This is a genomic window from Hymenobacter volaticus (assembly GCF_022921055.1).
Taxonomy (GTDB): Bacteria; Bacteroidota; Bacteroidia; order Cytophagales; family Hymenobacteraceae; genus Hymenobacter; species Hymenobacter volaticus.
In genome coordinates this window covers 3,203,664-3,224,477 of the sequence record NZ_CP095061.1, presented here as the reverse complement: position 1 = coordinate 3,224,477, position 20,814 = coordinate 3,203,664, and the positions used below count along the sequence as shown (strand labels likewise).

Genomic DNA, 20,814 nt, shown 5'->3' with positions numbered 1-20,814 from the left:
AAACTGCTTTACACCGTCTAGTGGCCGCTTGCGGATAGGTCGCGCAGTACCTCCCGCAAGCCTTCGGGCTCTTGAATTAGTCGGAGGATATGTTCTAAATACTCTGCCTCGGCACGCAAATGGCGCTTGAGCTGGCGCAATTCCGCTTCGCGCTTTTTGCCGCTGCTGCCACTAAACCCATTGTCGCCGTATTTCAACTCGTTGAGTTGCTGTTTGAGCTCTGTTTGCTGCTGGTGCAAGGCCTGCGTGTAACGGGTCAGTACATCATCGTCGGCGCTGGCGGCGGGCCCTGATTCCGACAGGAGTTGGAGCAGCGTGTAGAGGTCGTTGGCTTCGTAGGCCTCGGTGATGCGCTGCATCAAGGCCGTTTTGTGGGCCTGGGTGGCCGGGTCGCGCTCCAGGTCGGGGTGATGCGTGCGGGCCAGCTGGCGGTACAGAGTTTTGGTGTTGGAAAGAAGACGTTGTTGCTCTTCCCGGGCAATCTTTTCAGCAGCTTCTTGCGCTTTCTGGGCTTTCGATTTGCGCCGGGCGCGTGCATGAGCAGCAGCTTGCTCGTGGGGCGGCAAGCTGGAATTTAAATCAGGAGAGAAGTCCGGGGTCTTGTCTTCGGGGGTGCTGTTTCTGTTTCAACTGCTGCGCGGCGGTTAGGAGCATATTTCAGCACTATATCCGCCGTGTCTTCCCCAAACCGATTGTGCAAGGAGCGGGCATTGCCAAGAATGAACTCCGTGATTTGGCGCTCCTCCTTGCGGCTGAAGTAAGGCAGCAACAGCGCTTCTTCCAGTGGTGCAAATAGTGCGCGTCTGGCTTCCACTACTGTCCGTGCGGCGGGGCCCACTTGCTGCCAGTAGCGCCGCCGGGCTTCGGCCTGCTCCACCTGCAAGTCGCGCAGCCGCTGGCGCAAGCCTTCCACCTGTTGCACGGCCTCCCGAAACGCCTGTTGCGCTGGCGAACCCACCGCTTCGCCCGAAGCTAGTGTCGGTAAGGAATTAGCGGCAGGTAAATCGGTGGCGGGGTTGTGCAGATTCATCAGGCAAAGGTAGGGTGCAGGTAATCGAACAGAAGGGAGGCCCTGCCAGGTTCACCCAAATACCTCATACGCCACCCGAAACGTGTTGCAATGTGCATCCACAATGTCGGAGAGCCGCTCGGAGTACCCACCGCCCATGCTGACGGCTACTGGCAACTGCTGCTCCTGGCACCGGCGCAACACGTACTCGTCGCGCTGGCGGCAGCCTTCGGGCGTGAGCGCCAGCTTGCCGAGCTTGTCGGTCGCCAATACATCCACGCCAGCCTGAAAGAAGATAAAGTCTGGCTGCACCTGGGCAAGCAAGTCGGGTAGATTGGCGCGGAGAATAGCTAAATACGCGGCATCATCGGTACCCAAGTCAAGGGCCACATCCCGATCCGACTGCTCTTTGCGCAATGGGTAATTAGCGCCGGCATGCATCGAGAAGGTGAACACGCGCGGCTCCTCCCGAAAAATACTGGCCGTGCCATCACCCTGGTGCACATCCAAGTCAACCACCAAAATTTGCTTGGCCAGCTGATGGTGCAGCAAGTGCATAGCAGCCACGGCAATGTCATTGAGCACGCAAAACCCTTCGCCCCGGTCCCGAAATGCGTGGTGCGTACCCCCGGCCAGACTCATCCCTATACCATCGTGCAGCGCCCGCCGTGCCGATTGCACCGTGCCCGCCACGCTGCTCAACGACCGACGAACCAACTCCGGGCTCTGTGGCAAGCCCAGCCGACGTACTTCGGCAGGGGAGAGTTGCAAGTCGCGCACCCGGTGCCAGTACTCCGCCGAATGCACGCGCAAAATGTCTTCTTCGGAGCACAGCCCCGGGTCATAGAAATCATCCGGTGGCGCTATGCCCTGCCACAACAGCTGCTCTCGGATCAGTTCGTACTTAGCAATGGGAAAGCGGTGACCATTCGGCAAACTGATGCTATAACGTTCGGAAGTGGCAAGGCAAGGCATGCAGGCAGCTAGAGTGAATACACAAAACAGTACGCAAAACAAGCAACACCAAGCGGAAGCAGTACCAACCAGTCGGCTCTAGCCATAGCACATCTACGCTAAAGCTTATAAGCCAAGAGTACAACAGAGTAATCCGATACCCATCCACACATGATATTGCGCATTCTAGCTAGGAGAGGTTAGGAGTAGTTGACCACTCTTCGCTGCTATTGTCACAGTAACCGTCATGCTGAGCTTGCCGAAGCATCTCGCGTGCTGAGGTTATCACAGAAATTGTCATGCTGAGCGGAGTCGAAGCATCTCGCCAGGGTGGTAACTCCTACTATATGCTACGATTCACGCGAGATGCTTCGACTCCGTTCAGCAGGACGGTCTTGTGGATGGGGCAGCACATCAACTATCCTTACCACTCATCTTAGGGTACCAACAGACTTTCCTTCTTAGCTGTGGTGTAGGAGCGTCCGTCAGAGGGTTATTTCAACTAATTAGTCAGCTTAATTTCTTAAATTAAATACACTGGTTGAAACGAGATATTTGACGTTAAATGCCGTCTTATCTTTTCTAGATACTGAATGTGTTGGCCGCTATTTATTGATCTTAATTGTTCTTGATTCATTCTAAATAAAAATAAATTAAAATATTTTGGAATGTATTTTGGTTAATACAAAAACTCCTTTCATATTTGTTACACCAAACACAATAACCCCATGCTACGCCACTTTAATTATATCAGTAAGCAAGACGACAGGAAGCCAATGGTTTCATGCGCGGTTCGGTATAGCTAAGTAGTAGCAGACTCCCTCTGATACTTCCGCCACCCGAACTCAGAAGGTTCGGGTGGTTTGTTTTCAGCCCTTTTCATCCCTTCGGCCATGCGCCTGTTACACAGTAGTTTTCTGTATCAATCACCAGAGTGGCGGCCTATGAGCGCCAAGTGGGATTGGTATGGCCGGGATTTTTCGTTGAACGATTCGCGTAGGTAAATACCTCGTGACGTATCCGTGAAAAAAGCCCGGCTTCCACCAGAAGTCGGGCTTTTTCATAGTATTTATTCGCTGAAAATTAATTTCAAGCGACGTGAAAAACGTGTGCCTTTTCGGTAATAATTAATTAACAAACAATAATTGTATTTGCTGCGAATCGCAAATTTCATTCACCACTTTTTATGCCATCTGTCATGTACGAAAGCTTCCGGATTCTACTCAGCTTATCGGCCTCCGAGCCTAATTATCAATCTGATTTGTCAATCGGTAACCGCCCTCGTGAAGGGAATCTGCCCCGATGTCCAACCGTCTCAAACCCTTACCCCATGCCGTCTGGGAAGCCCAGCAAGCGCGCATAGTACTTTCTGCGGCCAAGCGCCTCGACTGGCGCCGCTGGCCGCTCCCCCAACAGGTGGAATACCTGTTTTCGCACTACGGCCCCCTGCCCGTCATCAATGCTCAGTTAGGCGAGAATTCGGTGCTGGCGCAGTTCTATCGGCACTGCATTCACGAACAAAAAGAGTCGCAGCGTAGCCAGTGCGCCAAACTGCTGCTCGCCCTGGCCGCCAAGCGTACCGAACTACTCTGGCGCCCCGAACTGGCCCCGGCCTTGGCGGCGGTGGCCCAGTGGCTGCCCCAGCGTTGCCGGGAGCTAACCGACTGGCAGCCCCGCAGCCGGAACCCCTTTCGGCAGCTGGAAAGCCTGGTGCGCCACCTCTTCGACCAGTATGGCGACGTGCCTGCCTGGGTTATTAACTCCTGGACTGCCGGCCGCCTGCACGACGGCCTCAACATTGCCGAGCTAACCGTGCACCTAGGGCGGGGTGGGGCGCTACGCACCTTTCGGGGGTTGCCGGTGCCACTTACCCGCAAGGTAGAGCACCACCTACGCCTAGCCCCGGCGGGTTACTCCTTTCTCCATGCCTTGCGCTACGCCCAACTCGCTGCCCGCGACCAGCTGGCTTGGCTAGGGCCAGTGCTCGATTCCCGTCTGAGCCGCTATCTGGGGCGCGACGACGAGTTCTGGCTACGAGTGGTCGACTTCTTTGCCACGGCATCCATGGTCGACCCCTATCAATTAGGGCCTGTGTGCGACTGGATTCACCAAAAGCGCGCGGTGGGCCTAAATGGCGAACCAGCTCAACCGGGCTTTTCGCTGAAGGGTCGCTCGATGAGCAGTGTACTGACGCAAACGGCGCAGTGGCACCGTCAACTAGCCCAGGCTCCATACCGGGTGCCTGAAACCAGCTTGATGCTAGATACCACCTGGGTGCCGCTGCCAATACCGGATTTTTCTGGGGGAGCAAGTGCCCGGTGCGCATCACCCAGTTGCGCACCTACCGGAACCTGCTCGACGAGGGTCGGACCCTGCGCCACTGCGTGGCTTCCTACTTCGATTCGTGTCGGCGAGGGCGTAGCGCTATTTTCTCGCTTACTCTCAACGGTACCCGTGCCGTAACGCTTGAAGTGCAGGCCAACCGCACAATAGTGCAAGCCCGGGGACTGTTCAACCGCCGCCCCAACGACGAGGAAGGCGCCTGGATACAGCGTTGGGCAGCCGACAACCGCCTGCTGATTCCCAAGCATTTGCTGAGCTAACCTAAGTAGTTGGCGAAAAAGAACCCCGTACTGCCCACCACGTGGTGCCAGCCGAACCACAAGCTCCCCCTCCACCACCTCACAAATCCACCGTCATGCGTTTCAACTTTACTTTCCGCAAAGCCCAACCCAACACTGTGAACCACGAAGGCGCTGCCGCCTTCACGCTCACGCCCCAGTTGGAATTGTACGCTGCTGTGGCTACGGCCGCCCTCAGCGACCAGTTCTACGAGAAAGCCGATACGCGGCTAACTCGGTTGCGTGAGTTGGTGGCTCGCAACGACCCCACGTTTGTGGCGCAGTTGGCGGTGTACGCCCGCGAGCAGATGTACATGCGCTCGGTGCCTTTGGTGCTGGCCGTAGAACTGGCGCGTTTGCACCGCGGCGACAACCTAGTGAGCCGCTTGGTGGCCCGCATCGTGCAGCGGCCCGACGAAATCACCGAGTTGCTGGCTTGCTACGCCCAAGCAAATCAGCGGGCAGGGGTGAAAACCCTCAACCGCCTCTCCAAGCAGTTGCAGAAAGGTCTGGCCGCCAGCTTCAACCGTTTCGACGGCTACCAGCTGGCCAAGTACGACCGGGCCGGGGCCGTGCGGTTGCGCGACGCACTCTTCTTGGTGCACCCCACGCCCCGCAACGAGGCGCAGCAGGTTCTCTTCAACCAGTTGGTGGCCGGAACCTTGCCCACGCCCTACACGTGGGAAACCGAGTTGTCGGCGCTCGGGCAGGCTACCTACGCCACGCAAGTGGAACGTACGGCGGCTTTCCGCGAAAAGTGGGAGACGTTGATTGCCAGCGGCAAGCTTGGCTACATGGCCTTGCTGCGCAACCTACGCAATATCCTCGAAGCCGACGTGTCGGCCGAGGCGGTGGTGGAAGTATGCACCACGCTCTCCGACCGGACGGCAGTAGCGCGCAGCAAGCAGTTGCCTTTCCGCTATTTGGCCGCTTACCGTGAGGTGAAAGCCTTGCAAAACGGCCACGTAGCAGCGGTGCTTGCCGCTCTGGAAGATGCCATAACGCACAGCGCCGCCAACTTGCGCGGTTTCGGCCCCGCCACCCGCGTAGTAGTCGCCTGCGACGTGTCGGGCTCGATGCAGCAACCGGTGTCGGCGCGCAGCAAAGTGCAGCTCTATGACGTGGGCTTGGTGCTCGGCATGTTGCTGCAAAGCCGCTGCCAGCACGTCACGGCTGGTATGTTCGGCAACACGTGGAAGCGCCTCAGCCTGCCCCGCGGGCCGGTGCTTGGCAACGTCGACGAATTCTACCGCCGCGAGGGCGAGGTAGGCTACAGCACCAACGGCTACCTGGTAATTGAGGACCTGCGCCGCCGCCGGGAGGTAGTCGATAAAGTGATGATTTTCACCGACTGCCAGCTCTGGAACACCCACCTCAATGGTGCCACTATTGCTCACGAGTGGGCGGAGTACCGCCGTACGGTGGCCCCACAGGCTCGCCTGTACCTCTTCGACCTCGCCGGTCACGGTACCGCTCCCCTCGACGTTCGCGCCGAAGACGGAGTAGCCCTGATAGCCGGCTGGTCCGACAAAGTTTTCAACGTGTTGGAAGCCCTCGAAAATGGTGGCTCCGCCCTCACTGAAATCCAGTCAATAACCTTTTAAACATCATGCGGCCCGGGAGTGGTATTTAACCTAGTGAAAGCTGCCGCCACTCCCGGGTTACTGCCCGAAACATACCAGCACTAACCTCGACAGAAGACAACTGAAACATTTTTTTCATAAAACACTCAATAATCATGATTTTTCTTGCGTTATTATAATTGGGAAGGCGGCTGACCAGCTTGCGGCAGCCGCCAGCCGGAACGGCAGGTAGCCGGAGCATTGTGGCTTCGGCTCGCCGTTCCAAACAGCTGAGCCACCACTTCGGGTGCCGTAGGCGGGCGTTACTTCGCTGGTGAAGCAACTATTCTTCGGAAGGGTTGCCGGGTTCGAGTCCCACTTCACGGCTTCGGCCGTGAACAATACGCCAGCCGCCTGTTGCCCCGAAGCTGGTGGGCCCAGCTGAGAAATCACCCTGCCGGGTGTCGTAAATGATCCTTACTTCGGTTATAAGTTCGATTCTTATCAGGCCCACGCATTTTTTACCATGGGCCTGTAGCTCAATTGGTAGAGCAAAGGGTTCGTTGCCTGTTGCCCCGGCAGACTTTTCTTGTTGATCTTCAAACGGGTGCCGTAAGCTTGCCTTACTTCGCCCCCAACAGGTCTTGTCGCGGGTTCGACTCCCGAAGTGATGCTGTGAAGCATGGCGCCGGAAATTGGTAGGGCAAGACCGAGTGGCTGGCGCCTGTTGCCCCGTATGAAATCCACAGAAACCAAGTTACAATAGTGGGTGTCGTAGGTGGCCGATACTTCGGTGTAGTTCCGTAAGGATGTGCAGGTTCGAGTCCTGCCTCGTGGTGTAAGCCACGAGTGGCGAAATTGGTAGACGCGCTAAAAAACGGCCAGCGCATTTTACCTCACTATTAATTAGCCTTGTACGGGTGCCGTAGCCGGGCCATACTTCGCATTTCGATTGCCCAGGTTGCAGGTTCGAGTCCTGCTGGTACTGCCCTTCGGTGGTGCTGTAGCTCAACTGGCAGAGCAGGTTAATTAGGAGGCTTGGCGCTAGTTGCCCCGTACATTAACATTAGGTTACACCTGACAGGTGCCGTAGCGAAGCCGTACTTCGTTTGGGGCAATGGGGTCGTGGGTTCAAGTCCCACCTGCCGTTATCAGGCAGTAGCTCAGTGGTTAGAGCACATTTTGTGGGCTTCGCGCGCTGTAGCCCTGTCAGGTTTTCATTACAGGAGAAAGGGAAGGTGTCGTAGGCTAGCCTTACTTCGTCCGATACTCAAAGCGGCTATCCGTTTTTCACCCTTCCCGTATCCTGCTTTTCTTCTCCGGATGCCGTAGGTACGCGCTACTTCGACTTTTCACGTCGGGCCGTTTGGCCCGTTGCGCGGCCCGTCTGTTGCTCCGGGGTTCAGAAGAAAAGTAATTCAAGGATTGCGGCGCCAAGTCAGCGGCTTGCGCCAAAGTCAACAATCAACATTCAGCAATCAACCCTCCTTTATATGGGCAATCTTTTACGCGGCAACGACCTTCGGCAGCTTGGCTTCCCGGAAGGTCGGGCCATCGGACTGGCGCTAGCACAATTGCAGCGCAAGCATCTCAAAAAACTCTCGCAAACCGATCAACTAGCGCTGTTGCAGCGCCTACTCGCAACACCCAACGATTTCCTCACCGACCTCGACTGGAGCCATACGGCCGCCGCGTTGCTGCCACCTCCTAGCCGCCACATTGCCTTAGCCGAGCGCAAGGAGTACGCCGTATTTGGGGCTGAGCACATAGAGCATGGGGCCATTCATCAAATGGAAACGGCCATGAAGTTGCCCGTGACGGTGGCTGGCGCCCTCATGCCCGATGCGCACCACGGCTACGGCTTGCCTATTGGGGGCGTATTAGCCACCGATAACGCCGTTATTCCCTACGCCGTTGGCGTGGATATTGGGTGCCGGATGGCGCTGTCGGTGTTTGCCTTGCCGCCCAAGCACCTAGAGCAACGGATACAGGAACTGCGCAAGTTGCTCCTCGACAACACTCGTTTCGGCAACAAGCAAGGCTTTCAGCGCGGCCAGAAGCTTGACCACGCCGTGCTAGACCGCGCCGAATTCCAGGACATCGGATTTCTGCGCAACAAGCAAGCTACGGCAGCCGAGCAAATTGGCACCTCGGGCGGCGGCAACCACTTTGTGGAGTGGGGTATTGTCAACATTACTGATTCTAGCAACGATCTAGGCGTACCGGTAGGGGAGTACCTAGGTCTGCTTTCGCACTCCGGCTCTCGGGGCTTGGGCGCTAGCGTGGCCAACCACTACACCAAACTCGCCAAAGATGTGTGTCAACTGCCCTCGGAAGCGCAACACCTCGCGTGGCTTTCCCTCGACAGCGAAGCCGGGCAAGAGTATTGGGCGGCTATGAATCTGGCCGGGGACTACGCTTCGGCCTGTCACCACCAAATACACCAGCGCCTAGCCAAAGCCCTTGGGGAGCGGCCCCTAGCGAAAGTGGAAAACCACCACAACTTCGCCTGGAAAGAGCGCCTAGCCGATGGCCGCGCAGCAATTGTGCACCGCAAGGGCGCGACGCCCGCCGGTGAAGGCGTGCTCGGCATCATCCCCGGCTCGATGACGGCTCCTGGCTTCATTGTGCGCGGCCGGGGCAATCCAGCGTCGTTGGCTTCAGCTTCGCACGGGGCCGGTCGGGCCATGTCGCGGACGCGGGCCAAGCAAGAACTCGGCGAGGCCGAGGTGAAACGCTACCTCCAGCAGCACAACATCGAGCTGATTGGAGGCGGCCTCGACGAAGCACCGCAAGCCTACAAGGATATCCGAACCGTCATGGCCAGCCAGACCGAACTGGTAGATGTGCTCGGGTCTTTCTCCCCGCGCATCGTGCGAATGGAAGGTGGCGCTTAATGCAGTAAGAAAAGGCCTCAACTCTTGGTTGAGGCCTTTTTTGTGTTCGTGGGCAAGGCAAAGTCCGCTTTGATACCGTGAATAACAAGCAACTTCGGCGCGGCATCTTACCAAGTCCCTACCGGCTACCCGATATATTTGCATTGGCTATCACCTAGCCCTAGGCAATTGTGGAGAGCAACTTCGGAACAGGGCAGGCTGATGTGCCGCTACATCAGCGTCCTGGTTTCATGTCTGCTGTTCAGCCTTGAACCGCCTGCCTTTTCCAATGAATAGAAATCTTCTCGTTGCAAGTTCGGCTATCGTGCTACTTGCCAGTGCCACCCAACCAGCCTTGGCGCAAGTACCTTCTAACCCCGAACAACCTTGGGGAACCTGGTTTATTGGGACGTTGCAATTACCCGGCAGCGCCGAGAGTCGGTGGGGAGGCTTTGCGGAAGCACAAGCGCGCACCAACGCGCTGTTCCGGCAGTATTTCTATAATGAGTTGAAAGGCGGCGTTAGCTTCGACCTCGACAAGAATTTTACGGTGCTGCTTGGTGGCGGCCGCTACGCCACCTCCGATTACCGGGACCGTCCGGCAGGACCTTTGAATGTGGAGAAGCGCATGTGGGGGCAAGTTGTGCTGACGCAGTATTCCAGCCGTTTGAAAATAGAGCATCGGTACCGGGCAGAGCAGCGCTGGTTTCGGTTCCGCGACGATAGTACCTCGTCCCGCCAACGACTGCGCTACCGCCTCAACGCGTTTTATCCGCTAAACAAGAAGACCATCGGGGCCGGCACCGTATTCCTTTCCGCTTACGACGAAATCTTTCTTAACCCCGAAGGCCCGGTGCTGGAACGCAACCGCATCTATCTAGGGGCCGGCTATCAGTTCAACGACCACCTGACGCTGCAAACGGGGTGGGTGAATCAAGCCAACTACAACCAGCCTGCTGTTAGGCAAGGCCAGTTTATCCCGCAAAACACGTCTGCCAAGCGCAACATAGTAATAGCACTTGTTTATCGGCTTAGTCGTAAGTCCAATTCTGCGGCTCCTGAGCGCCTGCCCTCACAGCAAGATTAACAAGCTCAAGCGGGTCACTATCCTCGCCACACTAGCAAGTAATGCCCTGCAAGGGTATCGAGCGAGGCTTGTTGGTTTTTGCGGTTACGGATAAGAATACCTCGCAAAGGAGCAGCTTTCGGAAGGCAATTAGCTGGTAGCTTGTTCGGTAGCGGGCTGTGTTGCTATGACCTGCACTGCGTCTCCTACGCGGAGTGTGCCTCCTTGCACAATGCGGGCCGTGATGCCACCGTGGCCGCGCATGGCATTGTAGCCGCCAGGCCCTAGTTCTTCTTCCATACGGGAGCAGGGGTGGCATTCTCCGGTAATATCGAGTATCACTTCCTCCCCAATCTGAATACGCCGGTTTTTGAGCGCCAGCAGGTTCAGGCCGCCTATAACCAGGTTGCGGCGCAAGCGGGCCGGATCGAGCGGGGAGTCGTGGCCGAGGTAGCCCGCCACAGCGGCTAGGTGCTCTTCCTGAATCAGCGTAATCTGGCGCTTGCCACCGCTTTTTGGGCGGGCGTGGTCGCCTTGCAGGTGCCGGTCGGTTTCGGCAATGGCTTCGGGTACTGAGCGTACCGCCTCCCGCCGCACGGGCCGTAAACCTATCCAGGCCAAGCGGCCGGTTTGAGGGAGAGTACTCAAGAGGGTAGCAATGGTGGACTTATCGTCGCCGAAGAAAGGAAAAGGCATATGCTGAGCCGTGAGGCCACTGAAATGGTTACGAATTCGTTTCGACGAAAAACGTCGTCAGTAGTGAAAAGCCGGAGTTTACGGTATGTAAGCTCTGGTAAGCCCGAAAGATAACGTGACAACCGTTTCAACTGCTGAAATAGCAAACCGCAAGCTTGCTGACACCTCAACCAAGTTATGCGGAAATTAATTTGGCAACCCAAAATGCAGCAGCGGCAGCCAAAGCACCAATACCCGCCATTTTGAAAGCTCCGCCAAGTGGTGGCTGACCCGTCAGGCGGCTTTTGAGGTAGCCAAACACCAGCAAGCACACTAGAGTGATAACAGCCGACCAAAGCAGCCCTTGGTTGGGAGTAGCCGTGAAAAAGTAGGCGCTTAGCGGAATCAAGCCGCCGGCTGCGTATGCTAGGCTGATAGTGGCCGCACTTTTGGGCGCCTGCTTCGGATCGGGCTGCTCCAAGCCAAGTTCGTATTTCATCATAAACCGCACCCACTGGTCAGGGTCAGCGGTGAGCTCAGCCACGGCCAGCTTACGGGTAGTTTCCGAAAGGCCGATTTCTGCCAACAAATCTTCTACTTCGGCTCGCTCCACGTGCGGCACTTCACGCACCTCTTGGTACTCGCGGGCTAGTTCGGCCTGATAATGATCCACTTCGGTTCGGCCAGCCAAATAGCCGCCGAGCCCCATGGCAATCGAGCCCGCCACAATCTCTGCGAGGCCAGCCGTTATCACCAGGTTTGACGAATCGACGGCTCCGCTGAGGCCGGCTGCCAACGCAAACGGGACCGTAAGGCCATCTGAAAGACCGATGACAATATCCTGTAGCATGGCCGAACTAGCTAGGTGCTGTTCGGGGTGCGGGTGCGAATGAGGGTGCGTCATAAGGAAGTAAATATAGTCTGTACGCTAACCTGCCGCTTATTTGTGCGTACTACCCCTAAGCGGTGCGGTTGAGTAAAACCAACCAACCGGTTATTCATCCGACTACCTTCTTCTCTTCTTTTCAAGTACCATGGCCAAAGCTCCTGCCACCAAAACTTCTGCTGCTGTAGCAGCAGCTCCTAAAGTTTCTGCTGCTAGCAAAAAGGCGGCCTCCTCTGATGGGCAGGCATCGTCCAACAATCGTGCAACACCTATGCTGCAACCCGTACTGAATCAGCAGTTCGATGCTCCTGCGGCGCTGCAGAAATTCGGCACCGTGTCGCAACGTCTGCCTATCGGCCTCGATACCGATACGCGCCAGCAAAGTGTAGCCAACCTCAACCAACTGCTCGCCGACACTATCACGCTGCGCGACCTGTACAAGAAGCACCATTGGCAGGTGGTAGGTCCTACTTTCTACCAATTGCACTTGCTCTACGATAAGCATTACGAAGAGCAAAGCGGCCTAGTCGACATCATTGCTGAGCGCATCCAGATCTTGGGCGGTGTAGCCGTAGCTATGGCGCACGACGTAGCCGAACTCACCAGCATTCCCCGCCCGCCCCGCGACCGGGAAGAAGCACCCGTACAAGTGTCGCGCTTGTTGGAGGCCCACCAAATCATCCTCAAGAATTGCCACGAGTACGCCAAAACGGCTGCTGACGCCGGCGACGACGGTACCAACGACGTAGTAGTAAGCGACGTAATGCGGACCAACGAACTACAAGTGTGGTTTGTGTCTGAGCACGTAGTTGACACGCCCTTGGTTCGCGCCGAATAGCTTAACTAATTCACTGTAGTATGAAATGGCTCTGGTCGTAAGACTGGAGCCATTTTGCGTTAGGGCTTGCTTCGCCTATGTGGTTTTAATTCCGATGGATTAAGGTGGCTGAGTAAGAGCATTTGGAGTTATAAACCGTGGCGAGCTTACTTTTTTTAGAATTTTCAGAGCAAGCAGAAATTACTTTTCCGGCTGACAGTGAGGCTGCAACACCCTTGCTGTTCGGCAAAACGCGCTTTGGCGAGCAAAAAATACCTGACTGGATTTGGACTAAGCGCACCGGCTACCTACTTTTGTCCTCGCTCTGACGCCTCAGCAGAGCCGAAAGCCTCGGTTTTCGACCAGTAAAGGAGTGCTTGCCGTTATCTGCGCACGTGGTGAAACTGGTAGACACGCCATCTTGAGGGGGTGGTGCCTTCGGGTGTGGGAGTTCGAATCTCCCCGCGCGCACTCCAAGAAAAGAGCCCGTTTCAGCTAGCTGAAACGGGCTCTTTGTTTTTATCAAGGATAGTATCGTGGTCTACAACGTACCGTTTCGCTCAAACGGATTGGCCGGTACCACCAGCACCACCTTTTCGCGCTCCACTAGCACTTGGCCTGGCAAAGCTCCCTTAGGCTTGCGTACGAACTTCTTCGGCGTGACCGTAACCGGGCAAAGCGAATCGTTTTGCCGGCGCGAATACCAAGCGGCTAACTGCGCTGCATGCTCCACTACAGGTTCAGGCACAGGTTGGCCCGCCCGGTGACGAATAACTACGTGTGAGCCGCTCACATCTTTGGCGTGCAGCCATAAGTCGTCTTTGTGGGCATAGCGTTGCGTAAGCAGGTCGTTGTTCTGCGCATTGCGACCCACCAAAATGGTAAAGCCAGCATCTTCAAATACTTTGAAAGGCAATTCTTGGGCAGCTTTGGCTTTGGTTTCGGGCTCTAGCTGGTGCTGCTTGCGCCAAGCCCGCAACGCGCGCAGGTCAGTCGGAAGCTGGTCAAGTTCTTCTAACCGTTCCAAGCACCACAGCGCTTCCGCTTCGCGTCGTTCCACTCGCTCGGTTAGTTGGCGGGTTTCAATTTGCTGGTTTTTGGCTTTGCGGTACAGGTTCTGCGCGGTGCGCTGAGGGGTTTCGGTTGGTTTGAGCTTGATGATTCTTGATTGATTGTCCTGGTAGAAATCCACTACTTCCACGCTACTCGCCCCCGCCGGAATCTGGCTCAGATGCGCCATAATGAGGTCGGCGGTTTGGCGGTAGCCGGCCGTATGCTCCAAAGCGTACAGCCGCGTACGGGCCATGCTGGCACTCGTGGTGGCCTCATCAGCACGGCGCTCTAGCGTCTGCCGTACATGCCGCAGTTCTGATTCATAAGCACGGCGTCCTAGGGTCAGGGGTACGAAGATGCGCAGCGCCGCTATCGGGTCGGGCGGTAAGGTGCGCTCCACTTCCCCAACAGGCAGTAAGCTCAAACGGGTGCGCCCCTCCACCGCCACAAGGTAAAATGCTGTCGGATTCTCCAGTAGAAGTAATACTTCCCGAATCAGTTGCTCTTTGACCGCCAGCGGCGCCGGGTCGTAGCCGTGGGCACGGAGGTAACGGGTAGGCACATCGGCTAGAGCTGGATAGCGCTTAAGCGGATTTACTACCTCTTTTGGTGCTAAAGCTTCACCGCTTTCTTTCTCTAGATCCGTTGGATTTGGATCAATCCTAGTAGCCTGTTCACTTTCATTAATAGCGGGTGAGGCAGGGGCAAATCCTCGTTTACTAATAGCGGTTGAATGTCAGCATCGGCGGTGTAGCGCTGATGGAACAGCTCAGCCGGCGCATCAGGAGTGAGGCGAAAGATAGCATTGGGGCGGGGGCCGTATAGCTTCAGCAGCAACGTGGCGCCGCTCTGGAAACCGAGTTGTAGTACTCGGTCGTTAGGCAGCGCGTGTACTTCAGCTACTTCCTGCCCCAATAAGTCCGGCAACAAATCCACTGAGTTAGCGCGGGCCCGGTGAAAGGTTTCGGGCAGAGCCAGCACTGTAAAAACAGCCGAAAGCTGGGCCCGCAGCCAGAATTCCGTCGCGCCATTGGTAAGACCTATCACCAATTCATCCTTCTCTTGCGAAAAGCACGTCACTACTTTGTAGCCAGCCAACTGACGCGTGAGAGCCGGAGCCAACTGGCGCAGGAAGTAGTAATTATTATGCATGAGTTATTATTCGAAACAAGGCAAGTTTGGTAGTGCCTGCTAGTACAGTAGGTAAAGGTAGAACAGCAAATTTAGGGCAGCTGCTTGCAACCAGTATCAGAGGTTGCGGCTCCAGTTCCAGTATATATAAACAGCAATGCTGTCCTACTTATCTAGCATAACATGAGAAAATACTTACTTCTTGCCGCATTAGGGTTAAGCGTAGTCGCCTGTTCAAAAACTGATGAGGAAGTGGGACCTACCGCTATTGCGGTACCTTTCAACGAAGATTTTAGCCTGAGCTATCGTCAACAAGCTGTACTACCTTCTTCTAATCAGCCCGAATTAACTGTGAGTCTTACGGACATGCAGCTTTCTTTTTGTCACAAAGGCGCAATATGCTGTTTCGGCCCTAGTTATCCTGTTTATCCAACCTTCCTTGTTACAGATGCACAAGGGCAAAGCCAAGAAGTGAAGTTTCCAGCTAACCAGATTGGAACCTACAACACCAACTGGCTCGATACAACCAGCGTACGAGCTAATGGCCAGCGTTACCTGCTATATTACCTTAAATACAATCTAAAAGCCGAGAAGGATCAACCAGCGAAAAAGGATGTTATGGTGACACTTCGTGTTACAAAACCAATCCAAAACTAAGTTAAAACAGAATTGAGCCGTTGCGGAGTAGCCTAGTGAATTCGTTCACTAGGCTACTCCGCAACGGCTCAATTCTGTTTTTAGTCACTGAACTTGCCTGATACTAGGCATCTGGAAAAATAAGCCTGCACTGCTTTCACTCACACCTCTACCCGCAGTCCGTCATAGGCCAGCCGAACGAAATCGGGCAGCGTAGCCTCTACCTCACGGTGTTTACCCAACAAATGGCTGATGTGCGTGAGATAAGCCCGACGCGGAGCGAGGTCTTCGAGCACGGCTATGGCCTCAGTCAAGGAGAAGTGTGAGATATGCGGCTCGTGACGCAAGGCATTTAGCACAATGATTTCCGAGCCTCGCATCCGCTCCAACGATTCCGGCTCTAGATGATTGGCATCCGTCACATAGGTGAAGTTGCCTACCCGAAACCCAAGCACTGGCAGCTTGTAATGCAGCGCCCGGATAGGATGGAAAGTTACTCCTTGCACATCGAAGGAAGTAGTGTCGTCGGTAATTGGAATGGTTTGTACCTGCGGCACTCCAGGGTACTTGTGTTCAGCGAAGATGTAGGCGTATTCGCGCCGGAGCTGGTCAAGCACCCGTGGCTCGGCATACACGGGCATATCTTGCTGTTGCTTGAAATTGTAAGCCCGGATGTCATCCATGCCGGCTGTGTGGTCTTTATGCTCGTGCGTAAACACCAGTGCATCCAGCCGGTCGACTCGTTCGCGCAGTACCTGCTGCCGAAAATCGGGCCCTGAATCAATAATGATGCTCTTGCCCTGGATTTCGAGGTGCACCGATACCCGTAGCCGCTTATCGCGGTAATCCAGGGAGCGGCACACCGCACAGTGGCACCCAATCACGGGCACACCCTGCGAAGTACCCGTGCCGAGAAAGGTGATTTGCATGGGCTAATTGTTGAATAGCTGAATGGCGAAATGGTTGGTTGTTCTACGAATTATCGGAACAACCAACCATTTCGCCATTCAGCTATTCGGGTATTTATCCTACGTACTGCTTTACTACGCGTACAAGTGCATCAAAATCAAGTGGTTTAGGTAAGTAATCGGTTACGCCAGCCTCACGGAATTGCTCCATCGAGTAGTTGTTGGCGTTGCCAGTGATAGCAATAATTGGGATTTTAGAAATCCGCTCGTCTTGATGAGCCCGAATCTCGCGGGTGCATTCCATACCGTCCTTTACGGGAATGTTGATGTCCATCAATACGCAATCGATGGGCTGGCTTTCCACTTGCTTGAGAACTTCGCCCCCGTTTTTGGCCGACACAATGCGGTATTTCTGCAGCTCAAGAATTTTTTTAGTCAAGTTCAGGATGACGGAGCTGTCTTCGGCAATCAGTATTGTTTTCGCGTCGCTCATGGGAGAGAGAATGTAATGATGTAGGGGTACGGGTTGAAAAAGTAAAATTAAAAAGATGTTTTCGGGCGCTTACAAGTCACTCGTCACGCCCGGATAGACTGCTTTAAATCGAGTGAAGTAATCCATTAATTTTTGAAAATCCTGCTCTACAGTGCTTTGGTCACCTTTCTTCAAATTGTGCTCTATCTCTTTGGCACACTCGGCCAGCAAAGTTAAACCTAAAGTAAAGCCAGTTCCCTTTAATTGGTGCAAATGTGGTAAAATCTGTTCGTACTGCCCACTCTGAACCAATACTTGGGCCTCATCAAGGAGTTGAGTTACCTCCACCTCGAAGTCTTGGTAGAGCTGAGCGGCAAATTCGGCGCCACCCAATTGTCGCAGCTGTTCTATCACATCTGGATCAATAAAAGGCGGTTCCTCCACAGCGGCAGGAGCGGCTTCAGCGACGGGTAGCGCAGCGGAGCTAGGCCGCATGGCAGGCCCCGCTGTTACCCAGCGCCGCAGCACCGAGTGCAGATCCTGGCTTTTTACGGGCTTGGAAACGTAGTCGTCCATGCCTTCGCGTACGAAGCGCTCGGCATCTTCCTTCATGGAATACGCCGTCATGGCTACCACGGGCGGGCAAGCAGACCCCAAGCGCCGACGGATTTCCTGCATGGCGGCCACGCCGTCCATTTCCGGCATTTGAATATCCATGAACACCAAGTCGAACTTAGAGCCAGGCGCCGTGGCTTTGCTGATGGCTTCAAAGCCGTTGTCGGCCACGGCCACTTCACAGCCTAGCTTGTCGAGCAGGCGGATGGCTACTTTTAGGTTGATGGGGTTGTCATCCACAAGCAGCACGCGCGGTGCCGTATCGAAGCGCGTAATGTCGGGAGCCCGCTCGCGCGAAGCCAGCCGCTCCTGCACGATTTCGTCTTCGTTGTAGGCCGCGCGGCACCGCAACGTAAACCAGAACGTGCTACCATCGCCTTCATTGGAAAGCACCCCAATGTCGCCGCCTAATAATTCGGCTAGTTGCTTGCTGATGGCTAGGCCTAAGCCTGTGCCACCGAAGGCCTTGGTCGGCGTAGTGTCAAGCTGCGTGAAGTTGGTGAACAGCAGCTTGGCATTCTCCGTGGAAATACCAATGCCGGAGTCCTGCACCGCAATGCGCAGCTTGTACTCGTCGTCCTCACGCTTATCCGTCGACACAATGATGCTCACTGTGCCCTGTGACGTGAACTTGATAGCGTTGGAAGTAAGATTGCTGAGTATCTGCAACAACCGGGTTTCATCGGTCACAATGAAGCGCGGCGTGTTAGGCGCAATGTGATACGAGAAGGTGAGACGCTTTTGCTGAGCACGGTTGGCAAAGAGCGAATGAATTTTCTCGAGCGTGTAGTGCAAATCCATGCCCTCCTCGTTGAGTTGCAGCTTGCCGGCCTGAATCTTGGAGAGGTCCAAGATGTCGTTTAGGATGGCCAATAGCGCGTCGCTCGACTTCCGTAGCGTGTCTACATATTCTTCTTGTTCTTCGCTGCTTACCGTTTGGTGCAGCAAGTCAATCATGCCGATGATGCCGTTCATGGGCGTCCGCAGCTCATGACTCATGTTGGCCAAGAACAGTGTTTTGGCTTCCAACGCCGATTCGGCTTCATCCTTGGCCCGCCGCAAATCAATCTGCATTTGATTGAACGTGGTGATGTCACGCGCAATCCCCTCGGTGCCAGTTATACCACCGCTAACCAGTCGTGCATTCACCAGCATGCTCACGTTGTGACCCTGCTTGTGGCGCATTTCGATTGGGAAGTTGCGCGCGTCCCCATCCGTCTGAATAACGCGTAGCAGGTTGTCGCGCTCTTGAGAGTGAATGTAATAGTTGGAAATAGGTGTACCCACCACATCCTCAGCGGCATAGCCCAACACGTCCAGCACCGAAGGGCTAACCAAGGTCAAAATACCCTGGTCATCGGTGCGATAGTACACGTCCTGGAACGACTCGAAAATGGCGCGGAATTTCTCTTCCTGCGCGGCCAACTCCAATTGGGAGTGCTTCTTCTCGGTGATGTCGTGGGCAATACCCGAAATTTCCTCGAACGAGCCGTCGTCGAGGTAGATGGGGTTGAGGAAGATTTCGCGCCACGAATCGGCGCCGCGGGCGTCTTGCAGACGTACCTCGAAGCGCTGAGGCTGCCCTTGAAACGCCTTGCGGTAGTTTTCTACAAACAGTTCGCGTGCATCCTCCTCCATCATGGCCAAGTCGGCCTGGAACAAGTTCACGTTTGGCGCCGGGTACACCCCGTTGCGACGCAAGAAATAAGCGGCGTAGTTGCGGTTGAAGGAAGTGAGGCGCGAATGCGTATCTACAGACCACATTAAGTGCGACCCGCTTTCGAAAATGGCGTTTAGACGCGCGTTCTGCTTTTGAATCTGAACCTCATTGCGCTTGCGTTCAATTGCCAACGCTACTTGGTTGGAAATGAAGTGCAGAATTTCCAGGTCGGTAGGAGCGTAGGCATCCGCTTTATGGTAGTCCTGCACGGCAATCACCCCGATAATCCGCTCCCCAATGCTCAGTGGGGAACAAAGCATTACTTCGGGTATTAGGCCATACGCCGTGATGGTACCACTGCTGATCAGCTCTTCCAACTCGTGACGTAGCATATACTGCGGCCGCCCCGTCCGGATAATGTACTCCGACATGCCCGAAGAGAAAGGCCGCGACACGGCGCCTACTTCACCCGGCGTATTTTGATCGACGAAGTATGCAAACTGCAATTGCGTCCGCGCTTCATCGCAGAGGGCAATGTAGAAGTTGTTGGTCTCGATGATCTTGCTCAGCTCCCGGTGAATAGCACCGTAGAGGGAGTGCAAGTCTTTCGAGCTAATGGCCAGGTTGGCAATGCTATAGTATACTTTCTGCAAACGCTCTGCCTTGATGCGGTCGGTGATGTCGTGCAGAATGGCGCGGGTACTTACCGGCTCGTTATCCTGCCAGGAGCAGGAAATCGAGCCAATCAGGTGAACGGGCTTGCCGGTTTTAGTAAGGAATACCGTTTCAAGCTTGTTGACTTTCTCCCCTTGTATAGGTTGCGCAGCTGATACAGCAGCTTGGCCTTGTAATAAGGGTGCACTACATCCGAAAGGCTGAGGTTGGGTAGGTCTTCGTCGCTGTAACCAAGCTTTTCTTTCCAAGCCTTGTTGACGAACAAAAGCCGGTTGTCGATGCTCAGGTTCTGGATGAGGTCGTGGGCGTTGTCGAGGAAGTCTTGGAGGCGGTTGCGGTTGTCAGTGAGGGCCCGGGCCGCAACGTGGCGCTCCGTGAAGTCGCGCCCGACCAAGAAGATACCGGTGATGTTGTTAGCGGCATCATGCGCAAACTCGGCATGCCAGTGCACCATGCGCGTCTGGCCGTTCTTGGTGAGCAGGGAGCGTTCGTAGAAATCCTGCAACCGTTCTTCCCGAATACAAGTCAAAAAGGATTGCAGGCGCAACTCACGCTCGGCCGTCGGCGAGAACGTAGTGTGGTAAGGCTTATCAATAATTTCGTCGCGGGTGTAGCCGGTGAACTCCAGAAAAAAATCGTTGGCGTCCACTACAAAGCCTTCCCGGTCGAGAAGCACATAGCTCAGCGTGGTGCGCGAAAGGAGGTCCCGCAACTGCTCCTGGGTACGGTCGAGTACGAGTTGCTGCACCTCGGTTTCGGTGGTCTGATGAGCAGGTGAGGTTTCGCGCAACCCGAGCAGGACTTGTACCTGACTGTTGGGTGATGCCAAGCGGCGCAACGTGAGTTGGGCCGACAAGTTCCGTTGGTTCGGACGGCGAGCCTGCCAAGGCCGTGATGCTTCTTTACCAGTGCGAGCGGTGTACTGAATAGCTTCGCGCAAGGTAGCTTCGGTGTGCCACTGCCCGTTGGTGGTAGTTGGCACGGTTAAGGCCATCAGGCCATTGGTCTGCAAGTCGGTGCGGCTAATGCCAAGCAGATGCAGCGCAGCTTTATTGCAGTCGACTAAGTTGCCTTGCTCGTCGTAGAGCAACTGAGCATCATAGGCATCTTCAAAAAGCGCACGGTAAAAATCTGTCGGCATGGCCACGGCAGCAGTGGACGTCGGAGCAGCAGAATGAGGCATCAGGGTAAAGAAAGG

19 protein-coding genes and 1 tRNA gene are annotated in these 20,814 nt (G+C 55.3%); 8 read left to right on the top strand and 12 right to left on the bottom strand.

Annotated features, from left to right (window positions below; all coding sequences use genetic code 11):
• Positions 1–17: 17 nt before the first annotated feature.
• The 3 genes from MUN86_RS14110 to MUN86_RS14100 are packed head-to-tail and all read right to left on the bottom strand — an operon-like array spanning position 18 to position 1,984.
• A complete protein-coding gene (locus tag MUN86_RS14110) occupies positions 18–566 on the bottom strand; it encodes a J domain-containing protein (protein WP_245118651.1) in 549 nt (182 codons plus the stop codon).
• A gap of 8 nt (positions 567–574) precedes the next feature.
• Positions 575–1,030: a hypothetical protein gene (locus MUN86_RS14105; RefSeq protein ID WP_245118649.1), complete on the bottom strand. Its 456-nt coding sequence runs from the start codon at positions 1,028–1,030 to the stop codon at positions 575–577.
• A gap of 51 nt (positions 1,031–1,081) precedes the next feature.
• Positions 1,082–1,984: a histone deacetylase family protein gene (locus MUN86_RS14100; protein WP_245118647.1), complete on the bottom strand. Its 903-nt coding sequence runs from the start codon at positions 1,982–1,984 to the stop codon at positions 1,082–1,084.
• Positions 1,985–3,265: 1,281 nt separating this feature from the next.
• Between MUN86_RS14100 and MUN86_RS14095 the strand changes: the two genes are divergently transcribed.
• The 3 genes from MUN86_RS14095 to MUN86_RS14085 all read left to right on the top strand — a co-directional run bounded on the left by MUN86_RS14095 (position 3,266) and on the right by MUN86_RS14085 (position 6,188).
• Positions 3,266–4,426 carry a hypothetical protein gene (locus tag MUN86_RS14095; protein WP_245118646.1) on the top strand — a complete coding sequence of 387 codons (1,161 nt, stop codon included), beginning with the start codon at positions 3,266–3,268 and terminating at the stop codon, positions 4,424–4,426.
• Positions 4,348–4,566 (top strand): hypothetical protein, encoded by a 219-nt coding sequence (locus MUN86_RS14090; protein ID WP_502592232.1) that lies wholly within the window; start codon positions 4,348–4,350, stop codon positions 4,564–4,566. Before MUN86_RS14095 ends, MUN86_RS14090 begins: the two co-directional genes overlap by 79 nt.
• Positions 4,567–4,661: 95 nt before the next feature.
• Positions 4,662–6,188 (top strand): TROVE domain-containing protein, encoded by a 1,527-nt coding sequence (locus MUN86_RS14085; RefSeq protein WP_245118644.1) that lies wholly within the window; start codon positions 4,662–4,664, stop codon positions 6,186–6,188.
• Between the two features lie 132 nt (positions 6,189–6,320).
• Here MUN86_RS14085 and MUN86_RS14080 read toward each other — a convergent pair whose 3' ends face one another.
• Complete coding sequence (locus MUN86_RS14080) at positions 6,321–6,599, bottom strand: hypothetical protein (protein ID WP_245118642.1); 279 nt, start codon at positions 6,597–6,599, stop codon at positions 6,321–6,323.
• Positions 6,600–7,639: 1,040 nt separating this feature from the next.
• Here MUN86_RS14080 and MUN86_RS14075 point away from each other — a divergent pair.
• Complete coding sequence (locus tag MUN86_RS14075; protein ID WP_245118641.1) at positions 7,640–9,043, top strand: RtcB family protein; 1,404 nt, start codon at positions 7,640–7,642, stop codon at positions 9,041–9,043.
• 268 nt (positions 9,044–9,311) lie between these two features.
• On the top strand, positions 9,312–10,109 hold the full coding sequence (locus MUN86_RS14070) for a DUF2490 domain-containing protein (protein WP_245118639.1): 798 nt from the start codon (positions 9,312–9,314) through the stop codon (positions 10,107–10,109).
• Between the two features lie 129 nt (positions 10,110–10,238).
• Here MUN86_RS14070 and MUN86_RS14065 read toward each other — a convergent pair whose 3' ends face one another.
• Positions 10,239–10,784, bottom strand: coding sequence for an MOSC domain-containing protein (locus MUN86_RS14065; protein ID WP_245118637.1), 546 nt, complete (start codon positions 10,782–10,784; stop codon positions 10,239–10,241).
• 175 nt (positions 10,785–10,959) lie between these two features.
• A complete protein-coding gene (locus tag MUN86_RS14060; protein ID WP_245118635.1) occupies positions 10,960–11,667 on the bottom strand; it encodes a VIT1/CCC1 transporter family protein in 708 nt (235 codons plus the stop codon).
• Between the two features lie 130 nt (positions 11,668–11,797).
• On the opposite strand from MUN86_RS14060, the gene MUN86_RS14055 reads away from it, so the two are divergent.
• Together MUN86_RS14055 and MUN86_RS14050 are read left to right on the top strand one after the other, a co-directional pair.
• Positions 11,798–12,487 carry a Dps family protein gene (locus MUN86_RS14055; protein WP_245118634.1) on the top strand — a complete coding sequence of 230 codons (690 nt, stop codon included), beginning with the start codon at positions 11,798–11,800 and terminating at the stop codon, positions 12,485–12,487.
• Positions 12,488–12,855: 368 nt separating this feature from the next.
• Positions 12,856–12,937, top strand: a tRNA-Leu gene (locus MUN86_RS14050).
• A gap of 70 nt (positions 12,938–13,007) precedes the next feature.
• On the opposite strand, the gene MUN86_RS14045 is transcribed toward MUN86_RS14050, so the two are convergent.
• Positions 13,008–14,081: an NFACT RNA binding domain-containing protein gene (locus tag MUN86_RS14045; protein ID WP_245118632.1), complete on the bottom strand. Its 1,074-nt coding sequence runs from the start codon at positions 14,079–14,081 to the stop codon at positions 13,008–13,010.
• Positions 14,082–14,155: 74 nt separating this feature from the next.
• Positions 14,156–14,671 (bottom strand): hypothetical protein, encoded by a 516-nt coding sequence (locus tag MUN86_RS14040; RefSeq protein ID WP_245118630.1) that lies wholly within the window; start codon positions 14,669–14,671, stop codon positions 14,156–14,158.
• 162 nt (positions 14,672–14,833) lie between these two features.
• On the opposite strand from MUN86_RS14040, the gene MUN86_RS14035 reads away from it, so the two are divergent.
• Positions 14,834–15,307, top strand: coding sequence for a hypothetical protein (locus tag MUN86_RS14035; RefSeq protein WP_245118629.1), 474 nt, complete (start codon positions 14,834–14,836; stop codon positions 15,305–15,307).
• Between the two features lie 140 nt (positions 15,308–15,447).
• On the opposite strand, the gene MUN86_RS14030 is transcribed toward MUN86_RS14035, so the two are convergent.
• From MUN86_RS14030 to MUN86_RS14015, 4 genes are all read right to left on the bottom strand, one after another.
• Complete coding sequence (locus tag MUN86_RS14030) at positions 15,448–16,215, bottom strand: MBL fold metallo-hydrolase (RefSeq protein ID WP_245118627.1); 768 nt, start codon at positions 16,213–16,215, stop codon at positions 15,448–15,450.
• Positions 16,216–16,309: 94 nt separating this feature from the next.
• Complete coding sequence (locus tag MUN86_RS14025; RefSeq protein WP_022824573.1) at positions 16,310–16,687, bottom strand: response regulator; 378 nt, start codon at positions 16,685–16,687, stop codon at positions 16,310–16,312.
• 69 nt (positions 16,688–16,756) lie between these two features.
• Complete coding sequence (locus MUN86_RS14020) at positions 16,757–19,543, bottom strand: PAS domain S-box protein (protein WP_245125744.1); 2,787 nt, start codon at positions 19,541–19,543, stop codon at positions 16,757–16,759.
• A gap of 143 nt (positions 19,544–19,686) precedes the next feature.
• Complete coding sequence (locus MUN86_RS14015) at positions 19,687–20,799, bottom strand: PAS domain-containing protein (RefSeq protein ID WP_245118625.1); 1,113 nt, start codon at positions 20,797–20,799, stop codon at positions 19,687–19,689.
• Between the last annotated feature and the right edge of the window lie 15 nt (positions 20,800–20,814).

Bases quoted from the DNA above. Each gene is read 5' to 3' on its own strand.
- MUN86_RS14055 (WP_245118634.1), top strand. From the start codon at position 11,798: ATGGCCAAAGCTCCTGCCACCAAAACTTCTGCTGCTGTAGCAGCAGCT.
- MUN86_RS14035 (WP_245118629.1), top strand. From the start codon at position 14,834: ATGAGAAAATACTTACTTCTTGCCGCATTAGGGTTAAGCGTAGTCGCC.
- MUN86_RS14070 (WP_245118639.1), top strand. From the start codon at position 9,312: ATGAATAGAAATCTTCTCGTTGCAAGTTCGGCTATCGTGCTACTTGCC.
- MUN86_RS14060 (WP_245118635.1), bottom strand. From the start codon at position 11,667: ATGACGCACCCTCATTCGCACCCGCACCCCGAACAGCACCTAGCTAGT.
- MUN86_RS14075 (WP_245118641.1), top strand. From the start codon at position 7,640: ATGGGCAATCTTTTACGCGGCAACGACCTTCGGCAGCTTGGCTTCCCG.
- MUN86_RS14030 (WP_245118627.1), bottom strand. From the start codon at position 16,215: ATGCAAATCACCTTTCTCGGCACGGGTACTTCGCAGGGTGTGCCCGTG.
- MUN86_RS14095 (WP_245118646.1), top strand. From the start codon at position 3,266: ATGTCCAACCGTCTCAAACCCTTACCCCATGCCGTCTGGGAAGCCCAG.
- MUN86_RS14025 (WP_022824573.1), bottom strand. From the start codon at position 16,687: ATGAGCGACGCGAAAACAATACTGATTGCCGAAGACAGCTCCGTCATC.
- MUN86_RS14015 (WP_245118625.1), bottom strand. From the start codon at position 20,799: ATGCCTCATTCTGCTGCTCCGACGTCCACTGCTGCCGTGGCCATGCCG.
- MUN86_RS14065 (WP_245118637.1), bottom strand. From the start codon at position 10,784: ATGCCTTTTCCTTTCTTCGGCGACGATAAGTCCACCATTGCTACCCTC.
- MUN86_RS14100 (WP_245118647.1), bottom strand. From the start codon at position 1,984: ATGCCTTGCCTTGCCACTTCCGAACGTTATAGCATCAGTTTGCCGAAT.
- MUN86_RS14085 (WP_245118644.1), top strand. From the start codon at position 4,662: ATGCGTTTCAACTTTACTTTCCGCAAAGCCCAACCCAACACTGTGAAC.
- MUN86_RS14105 (WP_245118649.1), bottom strand. From the start codon at position 1,030: ATGAATCTGCACAACCCCGCCACCGATTTACCTGCCGCTAATTCCTTA.
- MUN86_RS14040 (WP_245118630.1), bottom strand. From the start codon at position 14,671: ATGCATAATAATTACTACTTCCTGCGCCAGTTGGCTCCGGCTCTCACG.